The organism is Legionella massiliensis (assembly GCF_000756815.1).
Lineage (GTDB): Bacteria > Pseudomonadota > Gammaproteobacteria > Legionellales > Legionellaceae > Tatlockia > Tatlockia massiliensis.
This window is the reverse complement of sequence record NZ_CCVW01000004.1, coordinates 675242-696542: the sequence shown is the minus strand read 5'-3', so window position 1 is coordinate 696542 and position 21301 is coordinate 675242. Positions and strand designations below refer to the sequence as shown.

Below are 21301 nucleotides of genomic sequence, written 5' to 3'. Positions count from 1 at the left end.
TATAGACAATGTGCTGATTGAAAACAGTGCACGTGTCACTGTGATAAAGATTATAGAACTAGGCCACGAACTAGGTATGAAGGTGGTTGCTGAAGGCGTAGAAACCAAAGAACAGTTACAATTTTTACAAGTCCATCATTGCGATATAGCGCAGGGTTATTATTTTAGTAAACCTATCGCTCTAGACGACTTGCATCAATGGATAGAAAATAATTATGGTTTTTAAGAGTTAACAGTAATAGGTCAGTTAATAAGTTTCTATAATCCGCCAGACTCCATCCCAATCCTCAGGAGGGGAGTCAATTAATGTTTGGCAGCGCTCGATATAGACTGTTGCCAAATAATCACCAGGATAGGCTGCTGTGACTCGTTTAAATAATTCCAGACTTTCCTTCCATTCACCTCTTTGATAATAAGCAAATGCCTGAGCAAACTCTTTTTTATGCTGTTCCAGATTCTCTATGTTTTCAGCGAGGACTAACTCATAAATAGCTGTGCTCTCATGTTTACCTCGCACAGCGACTTCATCGAGTAAACGGAAAGGAAATTGTGTTTCTACTTGCAAGAAAGTCGATTTACTCACAATAATCTGTGTGTGATAAATTTTGTTTATAGCCTCAAGACGGCTGGTCAGATTCACTGCATCGCCAAGGGCTGTAAAATTAAGCCGTTCCTCCGAACCTACATTTCCTACAACGGCATCACCGGAATTAATAGCTATTCTTATTGAAAACTGGGCTAATCCTGCTTTTAAATTTATTCTATTGAGCTTCGCTACACGAGCCTGCATATCTACTGCTGTTTGACAGGCGTGTAAGGCATGCTGCTCATCAGCTAAGGGGGCATTCCAAAGAGCCATGACAGCATCACCAATATATTTATCCAGCATGCCATGGTGCATGATCACTGATTCAGTCATTGACTGGAAATAGCGCGATAAATAAATCATTAATTTTTCTGGAGTAGTCATTTCTGACAATTGGGTAAAGTTTTTAATATCAGAAAATAAGATAGTGAGCGCCTGGCGCTGACCGCCTACTTCGGCAATTTGCCCGCTAAGCATTAATTTCTTAACCAAAGAACTTGGAACATAGCGCTGGAAGGAAAGCAGGCTGGCACGCATATTGACCAAGCTCTTATCCATATAGCTAATTTCCTTGATGATGGTTTTAAGCAAAGGGCGTGGTTCAAGATTTAAGCTAGTAATTTCCTGTGTTTCCTTAGCGATTTGAATAATAGGTTTAGATATTTTTTGGGAGACATACCGAGCAACCAGTGTTCCTAGTAGTAAAATCAAAATAGCCAGTATCAAACTATGAATACTTAAATTTTGTAGAGAGCCTAAAATATCCGCAGCCGGGACAATAATAGTAATAGTCCAGATATCTTTTTTGTCGTTATTTATCACCGGTTGATTAGCTATATAGAATTCCTTATGTTTGTAAACATAAGAAAAAACATTGGGTTCAAGATGCTCAATATCAAAAGCTTCTAATGGTATTTGGTCTTTTCTAATAAAGGCAGTTGTTAGTTTTTCGCCGCGGAGATCATTCTGATGAAGGGGATTCTGGTAGGCGATAACCTGTCTGTCTTCGCTAGTTATATAGATCATCGCGTTTTTGCTAACTTGCAATTGATTGACAAATTTTTGGAGGCCATCAAGAGTTATATCCATGGAAAGAACGCCTTTTAGCTTGTGCTCCTTATCATAAATAGGCACCGCTGCAGTTATACCCAGTACAGTCTTATTACTATTATTCTCAAAGACTACAAATTGATAAATTCCGGTCCAGACAGGTTTCCCAGCCTTTACAGCTTGTTGATACCAGGGGCGTGCTCTTGGATCATAGGGTTGAACAAGAGTTTGCTTGGCAGTGATCTGGTTTTTATTATTCAATTCATAATGAATTCTATATCCTGGCGATTGAGAGTTCACAATATGATTCAAAGCGATAAGGCCGTTTTTTTCCCGTTCTGCTCCATAGAAGTCACCATCCACCGTTCCGAAATAAACCATGTAAATATTGGGGTCATGACGAATTGCCTCGAGCAGCATTAGATCGAACTGTGAATGATTGGACGGATCAAGAATGCCTTCATTAATCATATTTCTAATCTCAAGCAAATTCCGATTTAAAGGGCGCAAATAAATGGAAAGACGCTCTTTGATGAGTAAGGAGGTTTGCTCAATTGAATTTTTCGCAGTTGAACTTAGAATTGTATTTAAGGATGAATAGTTGATACCGATGATACTAAAGCCAGTCAGGCTCAGCAGAGTAATAAATAAAGTAATAATACTTACACGAATACTGACTTTGAAACCTCGCAACATCATCTTGATGTCCTTCTTTATTAATCCATATCGTTTCGCATCAAATAAATTATAGCTAATGTCTTGCTTACAAGCCGCAGGACTTATGGAGAAGCTCGCCCCTCCTTCCTTGGGGAGAGAGTTAGAGAGAGGGGGAGATGCGGCATAAATTTACTTAGGTTGACGCCATTGGCTGACCTATTACGGGAGAAGTTAGCTCTCGCAATCAAAAACGCAAGGATTGTGTTTCGTCTTCCGCAAATTCATTATCCTTTCCGAGTTTCTGTATAGTATTAATTGATGACATTAGATCTTTCATGCCTTGTTCTAACTGCGGGTACTGGGTTGTCAAGGTCTTATCCAATTTGATTGCTGCTTTTATATTTCTAGCTGCCCCATGTAGCTCTTCGTTGGTTGAGCTAGGATTAGATAGAACCTTAAAATGTGCACTTAGCACATGATTATCAGGGATATTTGCTTCTGAAAACCAGGTGTTTTTACCCTGCAAGATTTTTTGCATGTTTTTTTGTTCATTTTCGAGAGTTTTGGGTTGGTTGTGGGATACTTTGAGGTCTGCAGTAATTGCGAAGTAAGCTTCTAATGAACGCTTTAAATCATCAAAATCTGCCTTAAGTGAATCATCAGGGTTGGTTTGATACAAGTCTTGTAGGGTCTTTACAGTGAACTCCAACAGATTTGCATCAGGGTTTGCATAGAATTTTGAAGCTAGGGGGAGCAGCAAATTTTTTTGATCCTGATCGAGAAACTCATCATCTAATATGTTATTCATTTTTGATTTTATCGAATTGACTATACTGTCCAGATGTTGTGAGTTTTCAAGAATAACTTTATCGGAGCGTATGCAAACAGCTTCTACGTGAGTAACCCCATTCACATCCTCTTCTAAATGAACAGGTATTATTGCAACGTCATCTGGAAAACGACTGGAAAATTCGGCTTCCTTAGGAGTGCCTGAAACGTTAGCAATGTTATAAAAATCAGCAATTTCTGCTGGATTTTGAATCTTCAATACAATTCCTTTTTTATTACCAGCAGTACCCTTGGCAAATTGAGTGCTAATATCCTCATCTTTGCTTGTGCTAACATTTTTCTTTCTAACGACGCTGGCTATATTAATATCTTGAAGGTCTTTAGGGGCAACATTTGCTAGGGTATCCGAGGATTTCATGCTATTAACCATGTCGAATTTTTTCTTGATGTCCTCTAGACCAACTGACTGCCCTCTATATAAAGTTTCTGGTATTTCCTGCATTTCATTATTGGCTTTCTTAAGGCCGGCCTTATGCAAGGCAATATTAAGCAAGAGGGCAAATATTTTTTCGTCATCAGTGGTTTTCGCTGGATCGTTATATCCGCCAATGATTGCATTCATTTTCCTGTAGAATGCAGATTCCTCTGTATACATTTTAAATAAAACATTCTCAAATGAAGCATTTTTTGGCAAGGATCTACAACATCTTTGGTAGAGACTGGTCATATCAGTCACTATCTTCATACCCTCTGCTTCTGCAGTAAATTTTATGTGTTTGCTTGCGATAATTTTCTCTATTGACTCTAAAAATGAGTCATCCAATTTTTCTGCAACTAAGGTAAGTTGCCCGCTTTGGATTATATTTTCAATTGAAGCTATTGGAACAGTTGAAACAAGACTGGTTTGGCCATCAGGCTGCGCGTAAACATAGGCTAGCTTTGTTAGGGTTTGCAGCACTGCCCGCTCTTCTGTTGAGAATTGCTTTGGATGCAAGGGATATTTGGTTGATATAAGTTGTTCTAACTCTTTCTCTAATTCGGTTTGACTGGTGGCCATGATAATTTTCCCATGAAAGCTATGAGTCTTCAGTTTGCGACTTGGCCGGTTACCGCAACGTTACCTAGCAATGAAAGATTAGAATCGACTATTCCATTTGGGATAATCATTTTTAGTTTTTGGTCTTTGAGCTAGTCGAATTTAATACCTTCTTCCTTAACCCATTAATTGATCATAGCGTGCAAAATAACTACTCGAGTGATATTATGGCCGCCCCAGTTTTAAGTAAAAATAAAAAATATATGAATAAGCAATCAGTCTTAATACATCGCTCTCAGAGTCAACGATTGACTAATGTTTTATTTGCTTTTCTAGCAATTTTTTTGTGGCTCCTTTCCACAGCAGCCAAGGCAGAAACTTATCCTTGGGTATGGCTAGGCAAGGACGATATCCAAGTGAGTGAGCATGCAAAAGTTGAAGCTGAGTTCCGACTTCATCTTATTGCCAACGCCAAAGAAACCATTGATATTGTGACCTTTGATCAACGATTAGATCAGGATATAGGCTTGCCTCTGCTTCAAGCTTTAGAAGTCGCAGCTAAAAGAGGGATTCAGATCCGTTTTGCAGCTGCTTGGCTTTCTGGGCTGCTAAATGACATGAGTAGAAGTACAGAGCGCTACTTGAGGGGGCTTGCCGCGTGTTACCCCAATTTTAAATATATTGCTGTAGGTGGCCAGCCGATGTGGCGACAGGGATGGGGTGTTATAGACGGAATTCATCAGAAAATATTTTTAGTCGACAATAAAATATCCTTAGTGTCAGGTCGTGGTCATGCGGGAGAATATTTAGGCTGGCTAGATACTGCTTTCTTTTATAAGGGTGCTCTTGTTGATCAAACCCGCGAGGCCTTCGAGCAAATGTGGCAGACCGTTGGGCGAGAAAGTGTATTGCAATTCAAAAGTGGGCGTTCCTTGACTAATTCTGCAGCAGCAGAGTTGCCTAGACAGCGAGCTTTAGCCGCTAGTCCTTCTCTAAAACTATCCAAAGAGGAAAAGGAAGAGTTAGCTGAACTGAAGACCTGGGCTGAAGCTCCAGCCTCTAACAATCATGATTATCAAGCACGATCCATTTATTACAATTTCCTTGAGCAAATGAGAAGACAGGCAGACCACCAGGATCGTACACCGAAAAGTTTTAGCTATGAGGAGAGAGCTGAATTTCTTCAAGATCCTTATATTGAAGCCGTGCTTATGCTCCTTCCGCAAACAAAGCGCTTTCAAATGAATATTCTTGCTACGATTATGGATGAGCGCGTTGTTGAGGCAATTCTTAGAGAGCGGCAACGAGGTATGGAAATGGAGCTTATTACTAACGGACAAGAGGCTCACTCCATTTTCCCGACAGCACCTGGTTGGTTTGCGGGAATTCATATACTGGATGATCTACTACAAGCTGGCGTAGTAGGTCATGAGGTGAAACAAATGGGGCCTGACACTGGCATTTACCTACACCGAAAACTCCTTATTTTGGATGATCATGTGTTTTTCGGATCACATAATTTTACCAAGGCCGGCACGCTAACTACGGAAGAGTACAGCATTGAAATTCTAAGTCAGGACTTTGCTGACAAAATGAGGAAGCTTTCGCGCCATAGCATTGAAGTTAATACAGTGCCCTTTGACGCCAATGCGGTACATCAGGAACGTCTCATTACCCCAGCACGTCAATGGTTTGCGAGCTTTTTTGAAGTCCTTTATTTGAAGAAATCTAAGAAGAACTAGGGCTAAGGAACCCCTCATCCGCCCCATAGGTATCAACACAAATGTCCCTCCTTGTCCTCAACATTACGTCATCCAGAGCGTAGCGAAGGATCTCCTGAATGTGGCACTGTGCTAATCCCGGAGATCCTTCGCTACGCTCTGGATGACGTGCGTCTATTACTGTCACTTGTGTAGATACCTATGCATCCGCCCGAAGGGCGGATGAGGGGTATCGCTTTATGCGCATCATCAAATTTTACGAATAAAACATAAATATTATTAAAATAAAAATAAAATAAATTAAATATTGAATAAATAAAAATTAACAATATAATTAAATTCTCCTAATGAAGCCTTACTTAAGAGGATTAATCTATGAAACTGACAACTTGCCATGAAATCGAGAGGAATCGACGATTTCTCGCACCAGGCTTAGTTATCTTAACAGTCGTTTTTTCTTTAAGTGCAGTGAACTACAGCCATGCTACCCCCCCAAAGCTAAGGCCTAAAAATGAAGTTTCAGAAATTCTTCCTCAAGCTTTAGCCCCTGCCTTAGCTGCGGTTAAGGGGGCTAAGACTATTACAACAGACTGGTTAGTCGATAAGTATTTTGCCAATCTAGATTCTGCTTCAATTAGTTGGTTTGATAATAAAAATATCATTTACTCAGTGCCCTCCACCGATGGACGCTTAGACCGAGTCTTGGAAATACTAAATATTGAAACGAATGCAAAACAACGCTTAGGAACAGGAGCAAATCCTGTTGTTTCGCCTGATAAACAATGGATAGCCTTTGTTAGGGGAGAAAATGAAGCTAGACAATTATGGCTCATGGATCAACATGGCCAGAATCTTAAACAAATCTCGCATGTGAAAGACGGCTTATTTCCTTCTGATTTTTTTACTAAATATCTTTGGTCTTCGGATTCCAGGCAAATCGTCTTGTTGTATAAACAAAATTATAACGATGACGCCCCTGATAGCATTATACCACCAAGCAAAATTGAGTTAATTGATGTTGCAACAGCTCAAATCGCTTCTTTAGGTGATTTTAATAATCGAATTCTAGACTTTTCTTGGCTGCCTAATAGTCATGAAATACTCTTTACCCAAGAACGTTTTGGCTTTGAATACAACGATAGTATTGATTATGAATTGATCTCAGCCTTAAATATTGAAAATAAAAAAATACGAACTCTAGCCAAATTTAATGGATGGCAGCAAAGCCTTTCCCCTCAAGCCTCCCCTGATGGCAAGTTAATTGCTTTTTTATATGATCCAGAAAGCCCTCTCTTTGATGTTATCCAAAATATCGGCCTTATCAAAAATGATGGGGAGTCGAGTAATGACTCACCAAAAATAAAACGATTAACTCGCGACATGAAATTTCTTTCGCCAGCTTGGTCTCCAAATGGCGATAAGATTTATGTCACCAGGGCTTATGGTGCCTATAGACAAATTTATTCTGTAGAGGTAGAAACAGGAGAAATAAACCAGATTACCTCGGGTACAAATTCCATAGAAAGTTTTTCAATTTCACCGGATGGATCTCATCTGGCCTGGGTAGATGCCAACGCGCACGGAGAGCAAGCTATTCGTGTTGCATTAAGCAATGGCAAAAAAGTAAAAAATATACTCACAGTTTCTAAGGCACCGAGCGATTTTTCCCTATCGGAAGTACGTGAAATTCAGTGGAATAGCCTCGATTATCCTGTTCCTATGCGTGGTTTATTAGTAATGCCGCAGAATTACCAAAAAGGGCGGCGTTACCCCTTGATTGTTAATATTCATGGAGGAGGGCGTGGTGCTACTCTGCTTCTAAGATTTGGTGGTGGTTTGCTAAGTGCCACGCCGCTGGAATGGCAAGCAATGGCTGCAAAAGATTATGCCGTATTTATTCCGGAATTTCGTTCATCCGGCTCCTTTGGTTCACTTGCTATAACCCGGGATCATCTTAAAAATCATGAATTATTATTTGCTGATTTGCGGGATATCGATGCTGGGGTTGATTACTTGATTGAGCAAGGTATTGCAGATGAGAATCAATTGGCAGTTATTGGGCATAGTGCAGGGGCAAGGCGGGCAAATTTATTAACAGCAATTTCTCATAAATACCGCGCAATTGTTTCCATTGATGGTTGGGCAGATGATTATATCCCGGCAATTAATAATCCTACAGATACGCTCTTTTACCCAGAAATGGGTGGTTCTCCCTGGGATGTGCCAGAAAACTATTTGAAGGATTCAGCGCTCACTCATGCCAAAGGAGCAACTACACCGACATTATTTTTTATGGGAAACCCAAAACTAGGTGGAGTTGATCCTTATAACACTGTATCTGATTTATTCGGTTTACTAAGGCAAGAAGGGGTGGCAACAGAATATATTTATTATGCAGATGAGGGGCATGCCTTCACAAAACCTGAAAATAGAAAGGATTTTCTTGAGCGTACTATTAAATGGATAGATGGCTTTTTAGCTAAGTAATTTTCAGCCTCAACCCAATCATTGAGTGCGCGGATGAGGGGCTGCTGGTTCGGAGTTCTTTCCTAATGTTTGCCTCTCAGAGGCTAGGTTCCTGGCAATGACGGGAACGGTTTTATTTACTACTATTTTTTATCATGTCCGTCCATTCTGCAGGATTTACAAAGGTTGTTGTACGCGGTCCCATTCCATCCAGTTGTACTACTGTTTCACCACTTGCCCAAACATAGTGATGTACCTTAGCGGGTACAACCTGAAAGCCGCCTGCGGTTAAAGCTGTGGATTGCGACTTATCGACCTTATCTCCAGTACCCACATTAAAGGTCCCAGAAAGAACAGTTACCTCTTCATCGGTAGTGTGCCAATGAGCAGGAATAACAAAGCCATCAGGTAATTTAAATCGAATAGTATAGGGTTCTGCTTTGCTTAGATCGCCTTGAAGTAACACAATCTGAGCGCCTTTAGGGAAACCAGGGGCTGGATGAAATTGAACATCTGCCGCTTTTATTAATATGGGTTGAGTCGCACTTTGATTATCAGAAGCAGCCTGTGATTCTGCTGTAACAATGAAACTAGATATGAGAACCGCTAAATTGGCTAACTGACGCATAAAACCTCCTATTGTTAAAATTCTTCCTAAGCGACCTTAGTTAATTGTTAGCGGATCTTAAGTATCAAATCAATATTTTTTGACAGTGAGGTTTCCGCAAGCCTAGGGAAACTTCACAAGATTATTGACTTATTAGAATTGTGGCGCAGTTGTAAAAGAGTCAGCAGGGGCAAGTTTTTGCATGTCCAGATTTAAAAGCCGAGCTACACGCTCATAAAACGGCAGAGCTTCATTTTGGAACATAGAGAAAGTATTATCTTTAGCATTTTGAAGAACGGCATTAATGCTATTAACTAGATGCATATCATAGGTATCTGATTTTTGGGCTTGGTCAATCAGTTTGAGTATTTTACTAATCGGACCAGGAACTCTTATCTCTTCACCCTTAATTGTAACTACTGAACCCTGAGGAAAAGAAACCCTAAGTGATTTTGCTTCATATTCTATATATTCTTTCAAACCGACAACTATATTTTTTATGATGGGCTTAGATTTCGGCTCACAGATAGACCGTTTAATGCCTGTTAATTCTGTATGTTCGCCGATTGCGTATGTGCTTATAAAATCACATTCATTTGCTATAGCGTATTTTTTGTCTTCACTAAGATCTGTACCAAGACGAGATAGCCAGTCTTTTTTATTTGCAACAATAATAAACTTAGACTTTGGATTCTGTTCTTGTAGTATGGGGAGTATTTGCTTAATGTAATCAAATGAAGAGGGATCTAAAACGCTATAAACTAAAACATAGACATTCTGACCAGAACGACCTTCATTAGTGGTGTTCTTACTTATGCTCGAGACGCCGACTTGTACCTGCAAAGGAATTTGTTTCTGAGTAGCAGGATCTTGGCAAGTGAAATTAATGAGGCGAAAATCTCTTAAGCCAGTTGTTTTAGAAGGCATTTCTGGAGTAATTGGCTTAGCATTAGGATCTTGTTTTTTGCGCTTTAAATAGTCTTCTTCAGTTATCCTAACGTCCTCTGACTATGCAAGGCGTTGTACCAGAGTTCGTACCCCAACACCCTCTTGGCCTAGAAATCTCACACTTATTGCTCGCGTCTCAGTTTTGGTTAACATGATTTAGTCCTTCAAGAGTAATCTCAGGCTCATCATGACAAAACCAGCTTAAATGAAGATTAACTGGTTTGCGCATAATTGGCGTTTCCATATCCACTCTCTGGGGCATAGGTGTCAAGCTAAGGATAATCATCAATTTCTGGATAAAGATTTTCTAGTAATGTTGAACCTTCATATTCAGACTTTGCACAATTAAAGGCGCTTCACCATATGTTGCTTTACTAGTAATAAGTAAGGAAAAAGCAATATTAAGATGTAACTCAGGCACATCGTAATTTTGATCCACCCGCCAACAGGGCGACTCAAAACAACGCTCTTCAACTAAGGTTGGAGTAGTCAAGGGTCTAGGATGGATTGTAAGTTTGTAAGCCTTCATTATGTTGCTTTCATTAAGGAAAAAGTCATACATAGGTACCCAAGCAGCATGAGAGAAATATTTTGCAGCCTCTTTGTCTTCCTTGACTGTGGTCAGGTAACTGACTGATAGGGTATTCATTAATACTTTTTGGGCCCAATCCGCAACCTCATTATTAGTAAAGGCATAGGCTAAGGGGGATGCGGAAAGAGAGAGAATTATCATTAGGCGAAGTACTAATAGTTTAAACATGATTTCTATTCCTTTAGATATTGAAACCCTGAGAATATTAAATCTATTACTTACATAGTAGATTCAACCTCAAGAAATTTCCAAGAACCTCTAGCGACCACTACCATTAAGTTCATCCGCTCGGGCTGAGGAGGCTTTTAGGCCATATCGAACGTCATCCAGAGCGCAGCGAAGGATCTCCGGGATTAGCACGGTGCCACATTCAGGGGATCCTTCGCTGTGCTCTGGATGACGTAATGTTGAGACAAGGAGGGACGTTAATATAAGCTATTTATTTAACCCATTATGTAAACTTTGTGGCGCATGGTCGCTAGTTCTGCTTTTTGGAGCAAATATGCCTAGCACTGAGGAAAATTGCGAGGAAGGCGCTGTTTTGCCAAGATTTTCTTTTAAATCCTCAAAGCGAGTGGTTATTTTTGCTATTTTTTCTTTATCATCCGTTGCGGTTTTTTCCATCAAGGTACTGTAGGTCTGTTTAAGATTGTCATCTACATCCTGGATTTTTAATTGGTTATAACTGTAATGTCCCATTATTTGCCGACAAGAATTTATCACTTGTTGTTCCTGTTCGTCGTTTTCAGCCAAAATCATGGCGATACGCAGGCAGTAAAATGCAGAATGGGCTCCAGCAGGGTTAAACATGACCCTATTACCAGTCAGCGCTACCTTTGCTAGTTCAATGTATTGCTGATAATTCATGGTATCGAGATGACTTCTTATGAATTTTGCAGCACCAGCCTGATCGTATAAAGCACCTGTATAGCGATGAGCTACGTCTTTTAAGGCTTGATTTATGATCTTGGGTGCTTGAGCCTCTTTTATTGCCTTTGTATAGTTAAGGTGATCGCTATTCGCAACCCCATAATTCCTGGATACCTGTTGGGTGCTAAGATGAACAGGATTGCTATGTGTTTTGTTGTAGTTGGCGACAGCTAACTGGCAAGCTTCCAACTGTTCAGGAGAGTCATCAAAATAGAGGATGGATAAATTGGGATCACTAGCTGCGAATTGCTGAAGGAAGGCTTCCATTATCAGCGCCTTATTTGCAGTACCGGCAGGAAAGTCTGAGCCCCTTACAGTTAGCGTTTCGCCACCTTCGGGAGAGAGGCAAATACGATAGGGCTTGGGGATTAGTCCCTGCTTTAGAGCCTCCATTAACATCCCTCTGTTAGCAACGACTTCTTTCTGAGTCAAGGTATCTAGCAGAGTTAGTTGAGGTAAGCTGATATTTCGAGTTTGCCCAGAAGGTGTATCCAAACGGGCTTTCATAATGTTTTCTGCTCTAGTAAACGCTAGCAGGTTTAAGTAATAGTCGCAGATTGTTTCTGGATCGGAATTAAAGGTTTGTAAGTCTAAAGGCTCTTTGAGCACTTTCTGCATTAAAGGGGTATAAAGCTGTTTAAAGAGCGTGCCTACAGGTTGTAATTGTTGCTGGTTATCATAATTTCCCGCATCAGCCTGAGTAATGACGCCCTGAACATTGAAGCCTAGCCGTTGCATCTCTTGGATAATGGCATGACGACTCATGGGGAAAAGCTCTTGGCCACAGGTGTTGATATCCTCTAAACCCATATTAGTAAATAGATAGACATCCTTAACACCCTTTTCCAATAAGGAATTCAGCAAGGCATAATTCAGGTCATTACCGTTAAATAGCAAAGTATTATCAACATCTAATAACGCAATGGTAGTCATCTCAGTCTCCTGCTCGGATATGATTCCATTCTAAATACAATGTACTTAACAAATTATTAGTTGTTTATTCCAATCGGTTATGACCTATTCCGAAAAGGCATGAAGGAATTTAGAGGGGAGGCAAGTTAAATTGCCCAGGATTTTTCTGCACTATTTCTAAATAATTCCTCACAAAGAGCAATATGATCTGGGGTGGAATGTTCTTTCTCATAGCTGGCAAAATTATTTAATCCCTCTCCGCTAATACTATCGACAATTTCTTTTCTGCGGAGATAAGGTAATTGAAAAACATCTAAGGCAGTTAAGTCTTGTGCATTTTTAATAGTAGTGTCTGCACCACACTCCATTAAGACAGTCATCATCTCTAGATCCCTTCTGGCACAAGCAATATGTAATGCAGTTTGTTCTGCTGATGAATTTAAGAGCGATAATTTTAAGCTACCATTGATCTGATGACATAAATGCGTCGCTGTTTTTAGATTAACATCTGCTCCAGCTTGAATTAGGGTTTCCAGCAAGGAAAGAAAACTGGCAACCTGCCTGCCTTCAGAGTCCTTATCTCGATAGCCCTTAGCAACTGCCAGATGTAGAGGTGCCGTACCATAAGCCTTGGATAAAGCATTAATATTCAAATGACAAAGGTTAGTTTTATCTATGGCCAAAATTGTCTTAAGAAAGCGAATACACTCTCTGGAACAAGAATTGGAAATCATAAAATGCAGATAAGTATTTCCCCAGCTATTATTTTGCTCATTCAAATTGACTTCACTGTGTTCTAATAAGTTCTGTAAAAATTGATATTCAATCTCTGGAATAAAGTTGCCCCAAAAGGAAAAATTGCGCATTAGCAACATAAATAAGGATAAATTTTGATAACCTAAATCTGCAAAAATGGGATTGGCAGTATGAAACTCCGGCTCTTTAACAGATCTAAGAAACAGCAATAGCAGGCTGGGATATAATTGATTCTGCTTATCAAACCACAGAAAATTATCTAAGGGATCTTGGGGATTAATCTTATATTCAAAACAAATAAGAAAAAAATAACCAAATTTGTGAAGATCATTAGTTTCTTTTAGGAGAGGATTAGATAATATTTTAAGATGCATTTCTTGCAATTTTTCGATAAAAAAAGATTTCGAATGACTGCAATCTAAAGACAAATAATAGTTGACAAGATAGTCAATCAAGAATGAATCTTGTGACCAAATTGACGCACAAAATTCATTTAATAATCCTCTATTAACACAGGCTTCTTCTTTTTCCTTATTATTCGCAAATAATGTGAACATATTTTCCTCTAAAAGATATAAAGAGCTAGAGGCTAGATTGCTCTTGAGGTTGAAGCATTTAATTAATCCTATAAAAGCAGGACTAATAGAAAAGTTCAATTAATAACTTTCAGTTAAGACTATACTAGTTGGATTATATGGCCAAACAAATCAAAAAAGTGGAAACGCCGAATTTGCAACGCAGTGAAGCAATCTAGGGTTTAGAGCTCTGAACCCTAGATTGCTTAGTCACTACCTTCCTCGCAATGACTGGATGTACCTAAGAGCCTGATCGATTACGGTTAAGCAGGCAAGTTTTGTGAAAGATAAGCGCTTTCCTCAATGTTACTCTCTACACAAGCAACATTTAAACGTCTGAGATTACCAAATAGGGTTAAATCCTTAGATTTACTTAAAGACAAGGTAAAGCTTGTGAGTTGTTTATTGTCATTATTAAAGGTTAAACGAATTGTTGTTTGTTTTGTTTCTTTGTCCGCGGGGACTATTTCGACCTTGGATTCCGCAAGATCTTCCAACGCATATCCTTTAGCATCTAATAATTGACCTAGGCTGTGATAACTATTTAAAACAGTCGTTTCATTACTTAGAAACTGTTTGAGCTTTTCTCTGCTTATGTAAGCACTAGGATATCCAAATAGTTCAAAGGGCTGATAACCTTCCCCAATGCCAAGTTCTTTCCTAAGTCCAACAACATCCTTAAGCGGAATATTTCTAAGATTTCCAGTAATATCTTTATAAATTAATTTATTCTCATTATGTATAAAGAAAAAGGTATTGTTGGCCTTTTTATTAATAGCTGTATTTGCTACGACAATCTTACAATCATCCGTCTCTACTTGATAAGCAAGGATTGCAGCTTTAATTGGCTCTCCAGCGGGACTTGCAAGCGCATGCGCTATAGCAACAAAAGGCAAACAAACTAGCGCCATGGTTGCCCCAAAGGCAATGCGTGGTAGCTCGGTAAGCAAAAATATGCCGGTAAAAAATATTTTGAGAGGGGGGCTTTCTAACCATCGCACCAGAGAAATTAATAATTGATGCAGGATGAAAGGGATACCTAAGGTCAGGTAGTCATAAACACCGAAATGCACATATTTATAAGGTTCAGGGCTATTGGGTTTTCCTGGAAAGGGATAACCAGAAAATACTGTCAAAGCCGACAATAGTTTTTGCCAAAAAGTGGTTCTTTGTGCGTTAGCAAAGGGGTATCGTTTCGATTCAAGGAGGTTTTTGAGGGGATTAAAAATGCTCATGCTTGTTCCAGGAAATAAATAATACTAGGTTTTTTTATTTGACCATATTGATTTAAATTAAATCCACATGGGCAATTAAGATTCTTGGCGGATTTAATCAAATAAACCTATATAAATCCAATTAGTTATACTGATATGTCATATTTAATGTTTGAATAACCGATTTGTGATAGGTTAGGCAGAATCGCAATGAATAGGGCTTATCTAAAATGAACTCTTGGTTTAAGCAATTACTTTGTTCATCCTTATTATTTTCTACTGTTTCCTATGCCGCTCAATCCTTTACAGGGCTCATTGGGGTGAACTATCAACCCAATCATTACCCAACTAACCATGCCTTTAATTCCCACGACGTTTTTTTTGTAGGGAACAATCAAAATGGACCTTATACGAATGTTTATGCGGAATTAGCTCAGTTAAAAGCGGCGGGTTTTAATACAGTTCGCTCTTATCAAACAACAGATTATTCCTGGATTGCCCTAATTAATGATGCGCATGCCTTGGGTATGAACGTTGTCTATGAGGCTGCTATTCCACAAACTGGCAATGCCGCTAACATTAATGCGGCAACGGCTTTATTAACCAGTGTAATTAACAGTGTTGGTGCTGCAACTTTTAACAGCACTGTAACCTTGGTTTTAGCGGGTCATGAGAATTACTGTGGTACTTGTGGGCCTAATGGCAGCTCTAATATTGCCTATTTAACCCAGGCTGTGAGTGCCTTACAAGGCGTTGTTCCCGGGATTCCTGTTAGCTCAGCCTTAGTCAGTGGCAATTTGGTAACACCACCACCCACAATGGATATCACTACCTTAGTTAATCGGTACTCTCCATCGGCTCCCTTGGCCTTTGATCCCTATCCTTTTCAATGGGGAGTTCCTGTTGCGAATTCTGTTGAAACTGTTAGCCCTAGCTCAGCCATAAACTCCATCGGCTGGGATTATTATCAAGTGATGAAACAACCGTTCTATACACCACCACGCACAATTTTAATGGCAGAGTCAGGTTGGGCTTCAGCTGGTACAACCAATCCAGGCTATGTTTGCGGTAATAATTGCCAACCTTCGGTAGCCAATGAGGCATCTTATCTCTCAGCGCTCTACAATTTTGTTAGAAATCCAGCTAATAACAGTGGGTTACTTGTTTTTGAAGCCTATGATGAACCGGCAAAGGGCAATAGTTCAGATCAGGAAGATTACTATGGCGTGTTTGATCAAAACTGTAATTTAAAAGGGCCAAATAATACAAGCCTACTGCCTAACAGAGCCTATAATCCGGCGGCTACCTTAGGCTGCCAGGGTTTTTCATCTGGAGCACTTTTAACTATTGTTGGTTTTGCGCATCCCTACACCCTAATTATCAGCCAGAGAAATCCAGTGACTGGTGCTGATGCGACTATTACCGCCAATAGTAATGGCATGCCAGGTCCTTTGGCTGATGCAAAATGGCCACAGTATCTGGTATTACCCGGAGCAAAAATTACAATCAGGGGAAATCAATCTTGCACCTCTACTGTTGCAATTAATGGAGCCCAAAGAATTAGTTTTACTGGCAGCTGTAATTGTCCAAATGATAATTTGAATAACTGTTACTTCTGAGTAACTTAGCCCCTCATCCGCAGGGCGGATGAGGGTCGGAGCAGTAAATTTTGCTGCTCACTTTTGATAACCATATACACAGAGAGTGATTATGAAACACATTGGATTAGCTGTTTCTGCCTTTGGCCTATCGAGCCTTATTTCTTTAGCTAACGCCGGCGATATGGGCGCAGAGCCTCTTAATAAAACTGGATTATTCCTTGGTGTGGGTGGTGGTTATAACCAGATTGAAATCAAAACAAAAACCTTAGGCGTCCTTAATGCTCAAGACGGTTTTCCACCCTTAGGTTTGTACACTGGTGAGAGCAACTATTCGAAGACCAAAGAGGCTTTCGCACCTGAGGCAAAAATTGGTTATTTTAGCCACTTTGCTAATTCAAATTTATTATGGGGACTCGAATTTTTGTATCAATATTCTGGAGTCAAAATAAAAACAACTAGAGATAAGCTGGGTTCTGGCGCGGCTATCCAATTAGCTGATCCAACGCAGAATGTTACGGATTTTCTGAGCATGAACCCAGTAAAAACCAGAGTACATACTGAATTTATGCTGCCTGTATTTTTAGGGTATTCCCTGGCGAATAGTTTCCTTTATGCTGGTGTTGGACCTGCAGTTTTCCAGCTTAAGCGTACAGTTGGCCGGATTAATGATGAGTCCTCAGGACTTTTTATTGGTAACGCAGCTGGTTTTTCGAATTCAGAATGGATTTGGGGGGGAGCAGCCCGGGCAGGTATAGCTTATTACCTTAATCCTAGTTGGTTCCTCAATTTAAATTACAGTTATAGCTTCACAGGAAACACGCACCTTAATAACAGAAAACTCTTCACCCCAGCGATTAATACTGGTTTGAATTCAGGTTCAATTGCTTTTAATACCAGGCAACGTTTGAATGCGCAAACTATATCGCTTTCAATAAATAAAGTTTTTTCGCTTTAAGGGGGAGATTATCACGAGATGCTGTTTACCTAAATTTCCTTTGTACGGGACAAAACATAGAAATCCACTAACTAGCTCCGAATCCCCGCGGCTTGACCCATAGGTATCTACACAAATGTCCCTCCTTGTCTCAACATTACGTCATCCAGAGCGCAGCGAAGGATCTCCTGAATGTGGCGCCGTGCTAATCCCGGAGATCCTTCGCTGCGCTCTGGATGACGTGCGTCTATTACAGTCACTTGTGTAGATACCTATGGGGCAAGCCGCGGGGATTTGAATTTTCTCTGAGATGACAGATTTTTTGTCTCGTACAAAGCTAAATTTCGTCACCGGGCCATCCATTAATTTTTATATCCAGATGGTTTAACAATCCAATAACCTCAGGGAGGGAAAAGCTTGCTTTGCTTACTATATTAGATTGGGTATCGATACTGTAATTGATGGCGTTCGTGAAATCAGCCTGCTTTAAGTTAGTGTGCATGAATAAGCTATTGAGTAAGTCAGTAGATCAAATATAGGCATGAATCACTTTATTATTTATTTTAGACAACTTAGGATAATGATACTTTTAATCTTTAGAAGAAATCTATGAATAAAAAAATCGCCCTATTGATTCTTGGACTATCTACCTCAACGTGCCACACGCTGTGTATTAAGAAGAAATAATCATGGCAAAAATAATACGAAGTCTTCTGTTAGCCTTGGTTTCATATCAATCTGCACAAGCCGCTGATGCACTTAGGCCAATCAATCAAGAGATACTTCAGACCATTGTCAGCAAGACGGCGAAGGATTTTCTAGTTCCTGGTGCTTTTGTCTTGCTTCGCACACCACAAGGTGACTATGAGGTTGCCTATGGCACCACGGAGGAGGGAAAAACAAGCTCTCCAAATAAAAACACTCATTATCGTCTTGCCTCAAATACTAAAACAATGACGGCTGCTGTGATTCTGAAGCAGGCTCAGGAAGGAAAGCTTAACCTTGATGATCCGGTGTCTAAATTTATTCCTGAGGTGCCGAATGGTGACAAAATTACTATTAGAGATTTATTGAGGATGCGTAGTGGTCTTTACAATTACACGGAGTCACCTGAATTCTTAGCAATTCTCGATACAGAGCCAAACAAAGCGTGGACCCCAGAAGAGGTCTTGTCTTTTGCATTTAAGCAACCGCCTTATTTCAAAGCCAATGCAGCCTTCAATTATTGCAACACGAACTATGTTCTTCTTGGACTGATTGCTGAGAAGGTTGAACATAAGCCCTTAGCCGCAATCATGCAGGAGCGCTTGTTCAAGCCCTTGAACATGAGCAATACCTTGTTGCCAGCAGAAACATCTAATACGCTTCCAGAACCCTTTTCACATGGCTACCAATACGGTAGCGCAACTTTTGCCCTGCGCGATCAACCCTATCCACCGGAGATGCAAGCCGCCGCTAAGGCCGGTACCTTGAAACCCAGCGACTATACCTTTTTAAATCCTTCCTATGCGACAGCAGCAGGGGGCGCAATCTCTACAGCTCACGATCTTGCCATCTGGATTAAAGCTTTGGTCAGCGGCAAGGTGTTCAATGCTGATTTTCAAAAGCAATGGCTTAACAGCTTTATGCTTGAAAGCCCAGATAAACCGCAAGGACAAAGCTATGGCTTTGGCATGAATACGATCCAATTTGGCCCGAACAAACTCTATTATCATGGCGGCGAAATTCCCGGCTACAATACCTTTTTAGGCTATGATCCAGTCAACAAGGTCACCCTTATCATTTGGACAAACCTGAATATGTCAATTGATAATCAATTAACCGCAAACACTATCATGATGAGAATAGTGGAGCAGCTTTATGTGGTGCCGCCGTCACAGGCAAAGGGCGCTAGTGCTTAAGACTGTTCGAATACTCCTCTTGGCAGGCTCTTGTTTGATCGTTATTTGTTTCTATTGTACAATGTCGATGCATTTTATTGACAGTAAAGAGACAAACGCATGGGGCTAATGTTTGATGCAAGCTAAAAACGATAAATCATCTTTTAAAACAACCTTTTTTCAGAAAAAATTCAGCGATGAAGGTTTTGTTAAATTAGCAGAAAAATTTCATGGTAAGGAGTTGTTTGAGTTTATAGTAACCCATAGAGAAAAGCTAAAAACCATGTCCTCTGTAGAGCAAATTCAGAATTTGTTTATGCTTATTATAAGCACGCATTATCGGCTGGCTGTGGAAAATGGACTAAATTCCTGGGATTACGAGAGAAATCCCAAGACCAAAGAATTTGTTAAAGATGTAATGAGCATGTTTGCAGAGCAATTTAAAACTATTTTTAAATTGGAAGATTTAATAAATTTATCTTCAAGAATGAGCAGCTACTGCCCCGAGTGTTTTGTTGATGCGCTCGATATGGTTATTACTACTAGCGAACAACTAGCTGCTATATTGGATACAAAGGGGCTAGGGAAGGATTTTAAACTCCAGTTTGCCATTAAAATGAAGCATGTAATTAGCGATAGCGATCAACTCGTTTTTGTATTGGATAAATTAAATTGTAAAGTAGAAGATCTTTTTCATGAAGTTGAAGACTACTGGGCAAAAACCTGGGCATGGAAGTGTTATTTTGAGTTCATGACAGCTGCAACTGATGAACAAGCCTCTTCTCATTTTTTATTTACACACAATGTAGATGTTGCAACAAAGATTGGGTTGCTTATTTACGAAGTAATGGACCTGGAAGCGAATTCTATCTGGTCAGAAGAAACTGATGAGGAGAGTAGCAATAGTTTGTCATTGTGATAAATATCGGAATATGATTCGAATCCCGAAGCAGTGAATTTTAAATGAAACCTTGATTACGCTGCGCTGCATCAAGGCTACACTTATTTGACAAATCGTAGCCGTAATAGGTCACCCCCGTCCCGAATTCCCGCGGCTTGCCCCATAGGTATCTACACAAGTGTCTGTAATTGAACGCCCTGTCCCCCCAACGCCACGTCATCCTGAGCGCAGCGAAGGATCTCCGGGATTAGCACGGCGCCACATTCAGGAGATCCTTCGCTGCGCTCTGGATGACGTAGTGTTGAGACCAGGAGGGACATAACCTATTACAGTTTTTCTAACAAAATAATATCCGAACCGCGAATATGTGATGTTTTTTTTGCAGTTACGGACGTTTCCTGCAGTATTTTTTGTATATCAGAAAATAAATCAAAACCATGATGTTCTAATGGGCGTAATAAAAAATAAGCCTTACCCTTATTCGCAAGCGAATTCTCTAGCGCCAAAATATAATTCTGAAAAGAGCTATCCAAATAAAACCGGCAACGATTTTTAAAGTTGGACGGTGAAAGCATTCCATGGCCTTGTTGGAAATAGGGTGGATTAGAGATAATCAAATCATATTTGCCTTCCCATTTTTTCTCGTGCAACTCATCATAATTTAAAAGATGCCAGCGAAATTGCAATTCAGGTCGATTGATGTTCGCTAAGTTTTGATAAAAATAGTCCGTATAAATCTCCTGAATCTCAATAAAGTCAATCTGTCGAATTGCTTGAAGATACCAAGATAATTCCATCCCAATGATCCCACAGCCCGCGCAGAGATCTAATATTCGTAAGGAACCAAGATCAGGGTGAGATTTCAATTCGGCTGCAACAAATTCCGCAAGATGGACTGAGTCTAGACTGAAATGATATTCATCAGGTTGTTGGTAGTTATAAGTAAAATGCATCATGTTGAAACAGACTGATAAAATATTATGATAAACATATAAAGGGGATGCGACAAGTATATATACCCAAGTAAAATCATGCATCTTGAAGTTACTTGGGTATAGATAAAACCGTATCAAAGAACGACACGGCTCTACAGGGTGGATGATCCTATAATGAGCTGGTACTTGTCACAGACTGAATCGGCTCATT

The 21301-nt window shown here is 39.9% G+C and carries 16 protein-coding genes; 7 read left to right on the top strand and 9 right to left on the bottom strand.

The features are described 5' to 3' along the window. Position 1: 1 nt before the first annotated feature. A complete protein-coding gene (locus tag BN1094_RS17720; RefSeq protein WP_081935198.1) occupies positions 2-226 on the top strand; it encodes an EAL domain-containing protein in 225 nt (74 codons plus the stop codon). 21 nt (positions 227-247) lie between these two features. Here the strand turns inward: BN1094_RS17720 and BN1094_RS17715 are convergent, their stop codons facing one another. Then, the gene (locus BN1094_RS17715) at positions 248-2335 is read right to left on the bottom strand and encodes an adenylate/guanylate cyclase domain-containing protein (RefSeq protein ID WP_245614394.1); all 2088 of its coding nucleotides are present in this window, start codon (positions 2333-2335) and stop codon (positions 248-250) included. A gap of 202 nt (positions 2336-2537) precedes the next feature. Next, positions 2538-4139: a hypothetical protein gene (locus BN1094_RS17710; RefSeq protein WP_044012537.1), complete on the bottom strand. Its 1602-nt coding sequence runs from the start codon at positions 4137-4139 to the stop codon at positions 2538-2540. 179 nt (positions 4140-4318) lie between these two features. Here BN1094_RS17710 and BN1094_RS17705 point away from each other — a divergent pair, with 179 nt between their 5' ends. Both BN1094_RS17705 and BN1094_RS17700 read left to right on the top strand, forming a co-directional pair. Then, positions 4319-5860, top strand: coding sequence for a phospholipase D-like domain-containing protein (locus tag BN1094_RS17705; RefSeq protein WP_141650514.1), 1542 nt, complete (start codon positions 4319-4321; stop codon positions 5858-5860). A 354-nt stretch (positions 5861-6214) separates the two neighbouring features. Next, positions 6215-8326: a S9 family peptidase gene (locus BN1094_RS17700; protein WP_044012535.1), complete on the top strand. Its 2112-nt coding sequence runs from the start codon at positions 6215-6217 to the stop codon at positions 8324-8326. Positions 8327-8438: 112 nt separating this feature from the next. Here BN1094_RS17700 and BN1094_RS17695 read toward each other — a convergent pair whose 3' ends face one another. The 6 genes from BN1094_RS17695 to BN1094_RS17670 form a co-directional block, all read right to left on the bottom strand. Next, on the bottom strand, positions 8439-8933 hold the full coding sequence (locus BN1094_RS17695) for a cupin domain-containing protein (protein WP_052403366.1): 495 nt from the start codon (positions 8931-8933) through the stop codon (positions 8439-8441). Between the two features lie 132 nt (positions 8934-9065). Next, positions 9066-9839 (bottom strand): P-loop NTPase family protein, encoded by a 774-nt coding sequence (locus BN1094_RS17690; protein ID WP_044012534.1) that lies wholly within the window; start codon positions 9837-9839, stop codon positions 9066-9068. A 328-nt stretch (positions 9840-10167) separates the two neighbouring features. Continuing rightward, entirely contained in the window at positions 10168-10620 is a 453-nt protein-coding gene (locus tag BN1094_RS17685; protein ID WP_044012533.1) for a hypothetical protein, read from the bottom strand. Between the two features lie 267 nt (positions 10621-10887). Further along, positions 10888-12315 carry a hypothetical protein gene (locus BN1094_RS17680; protein ID WP_044012532.1) on the bottom strand — a complete coding sequence of 476 codons (1428 nt, stop codon included), beginning with the start codon at positions 12313-12315 and terminating at the stop codon, positions 10888-10890. Between the two features lie 125 nt (positions 12316-12440). Next, entirely contained in the window at positions 12441-13607 is a 1167-nt protein-coding gene (locus BN1094_RS17675) for an ankyrin repeat domain-containing protein (RefSeq protein WP_044012531.1), read from the bottom strand. Between the two features lie 281 nt (positions 13608-13888). Next, positions 13889-14860, bottom strand: coding sequence for a hypothetical protein (locus BN1094_RS17670; RefSeq protein WP_044012530.1), 972 nt, complete (start codon positions 14858-14860; stop codon positions 13889-13891). Between the two features lie 209 nt (positions 14861-15069). Between BN1094_RS17670 and BN1094_RS17665 the strand changes: the two genes are divergently transcribed. From BN1094_RS17665 to BN1094_RS17650, 4 genes are all read left to right on the top strand, one after another. Further along, complete coding sequence (locus BN1094_RS17665) at positions 15070-16458, top strand: glycoside hydrolase family 17 protein (RefSeq protein ID WP_044012529.1); 1389 nt, start codon at positions 15070-15072, stop codon at positions 16456-16458. Between the two features lie 91 nt (positions 16459-16549). Then, complete coding sequence (locus BN1094_RS17660; protein WP_044012528.1) at positions 16550-17395, top strand: outer membrane protein; 846 nt, start codon at positions 16550-16552, stop codon at positions 17393-17395. 668 nt (positions 17396-18063) lie between these two features. Then, positions 18064-19275 carry a serine hydrolase domain-containing protein gene (locus BN1094_RS17655; RefSeq protein WP_044012527.1) on the top strand — a complete coding sequence of 404 codons (1212 nt, stop codon included), beginning with the start codon at positions 18064-18066 and terminating at the stop codon, positions 19273-19275. Positions 19276-19387: 112 nt separating this feature from the next. Continuing rightward, positions 19388-20173 carry a hypothetical protein gene (locus BN1094_RS17650; protein WP_141650513.1) on the top strand — a complete coding sequence of 262 codons (786 nt, stop codon included), beginning with the start codon at positions 19388-19390 and terminating at the stop codon, positions 20171-20173. Positions 20174-20481: 308 nt separating this feature from the next. On the opposite strand, the gene BN1094_RS17645 is transcribed toward BN1094_RS17650, so the two are convergent. Next, positions 20482-21108, bottom strand: a complete 627-nt coding sequence (locus tag BN1094_RS17645; RefSeq protein WP_044012615.1) for a methyltransferase — start codon at positions 21106-21108, stop codon at positions 20482-20484. Positions 21109-21301 lie beyond the last annotated feature (193 nt).

Excerpts from the sequence above, each read along its gene's own strand:
- BN1094_RS17715 (WP_245614394.1), bottom strand. The coding sequence starts at position 2,335 with ATGATGTTGCGAGGTTTCAAAGTCAGTATTCGTGTAAGTATTATTACT.
- BN1094_RS17685 (WP_044012533.1), bottom strand. The coding sequence starts at position 10,620 with ATGTTTAAACTATTAGTACTTCGCCTAATGATAATTCTCTCTCTTTCC.
- BN1094_RS17695 (WP_052403366.1), bottom strand. The coding sequence starts at position 8,933 with ATGCGTCAGTTAGCCAATTTAGCGGTTCTCATATCTAGTTTCATTGTT.
- BN1094_RS17670 (WP_044012530.1), bottom strand. The coding sequence starts at position 14,860 with ATGAGCATTTTTAATCCCCTCAAAAACCTCCTTGAATCGAAACGATAC.
- BN1094_RS17665 (WP_044012529.1), top strand. The coding sequence starts at position 15,070 with ATGAACTCTTGGTTTAAGCAATTACTTTGTTCATCCTTATTATTTTCT.
- BN1094_RS17675 (WP_044012531.1), bottom strand. The coding sequence starts at position 13,607 with ATGTTCACATTATTTGCGAATAATAAGGAAAAAGAAGAAGCCTGTGTT.
- BN1094_RS17655 (WP_044012527.1), top strand. The coding sequence starts at position 18,064 with ATGGCAAAAATAATACGAAGTCTTCTGTTAGCCTTGGTTTCATATCAA.
- BN1094_RS17710 (WP_044012537.1), bottom strand. The coding sequence starts at position 4,139 with ATGGCCACCAGTCAAACCGAATTAGAGAAAGAGTTAGAACAACTTATA.
- BN1094_RS17660 (WP_044012528.1), top strand. The coding sequence starts at position 16,550 with ATGAAACACATTGGATTAGCTGTTTCTGCCTTTGGCCTATCGAGCCTT.
- BN1094_RS17680 (WP_044012532.1), bottom strand. The coding sequence starts at position 12,315 with ATGACTACCATTGCGTTATTAGATGTTGATAATACTTTGCTATTTAAC.
- BN1094_RS17690 (WP_044012534.1), bottom strand. The coding sequence starts at position 9,839 with ATGCCTTCTAAAACAACTGGCTTAAGAGATTTTCGCCTCATTAATTTC.
- BN1094_RS17700 (WP_044012535.1), top strand. The coding sequence starts at position 6,215 with ATGAAACTGACAACTTGCCATGAAATCGAGAGGAATCGACGATTTCTC.
- BN1094_RS17645 (WP_044012615.1), bottom strand. The coding sequence starts at position 21,108 with ATGCATTTTACTTATAACTACCAACAACCTGATGAATATCATTTCAGT.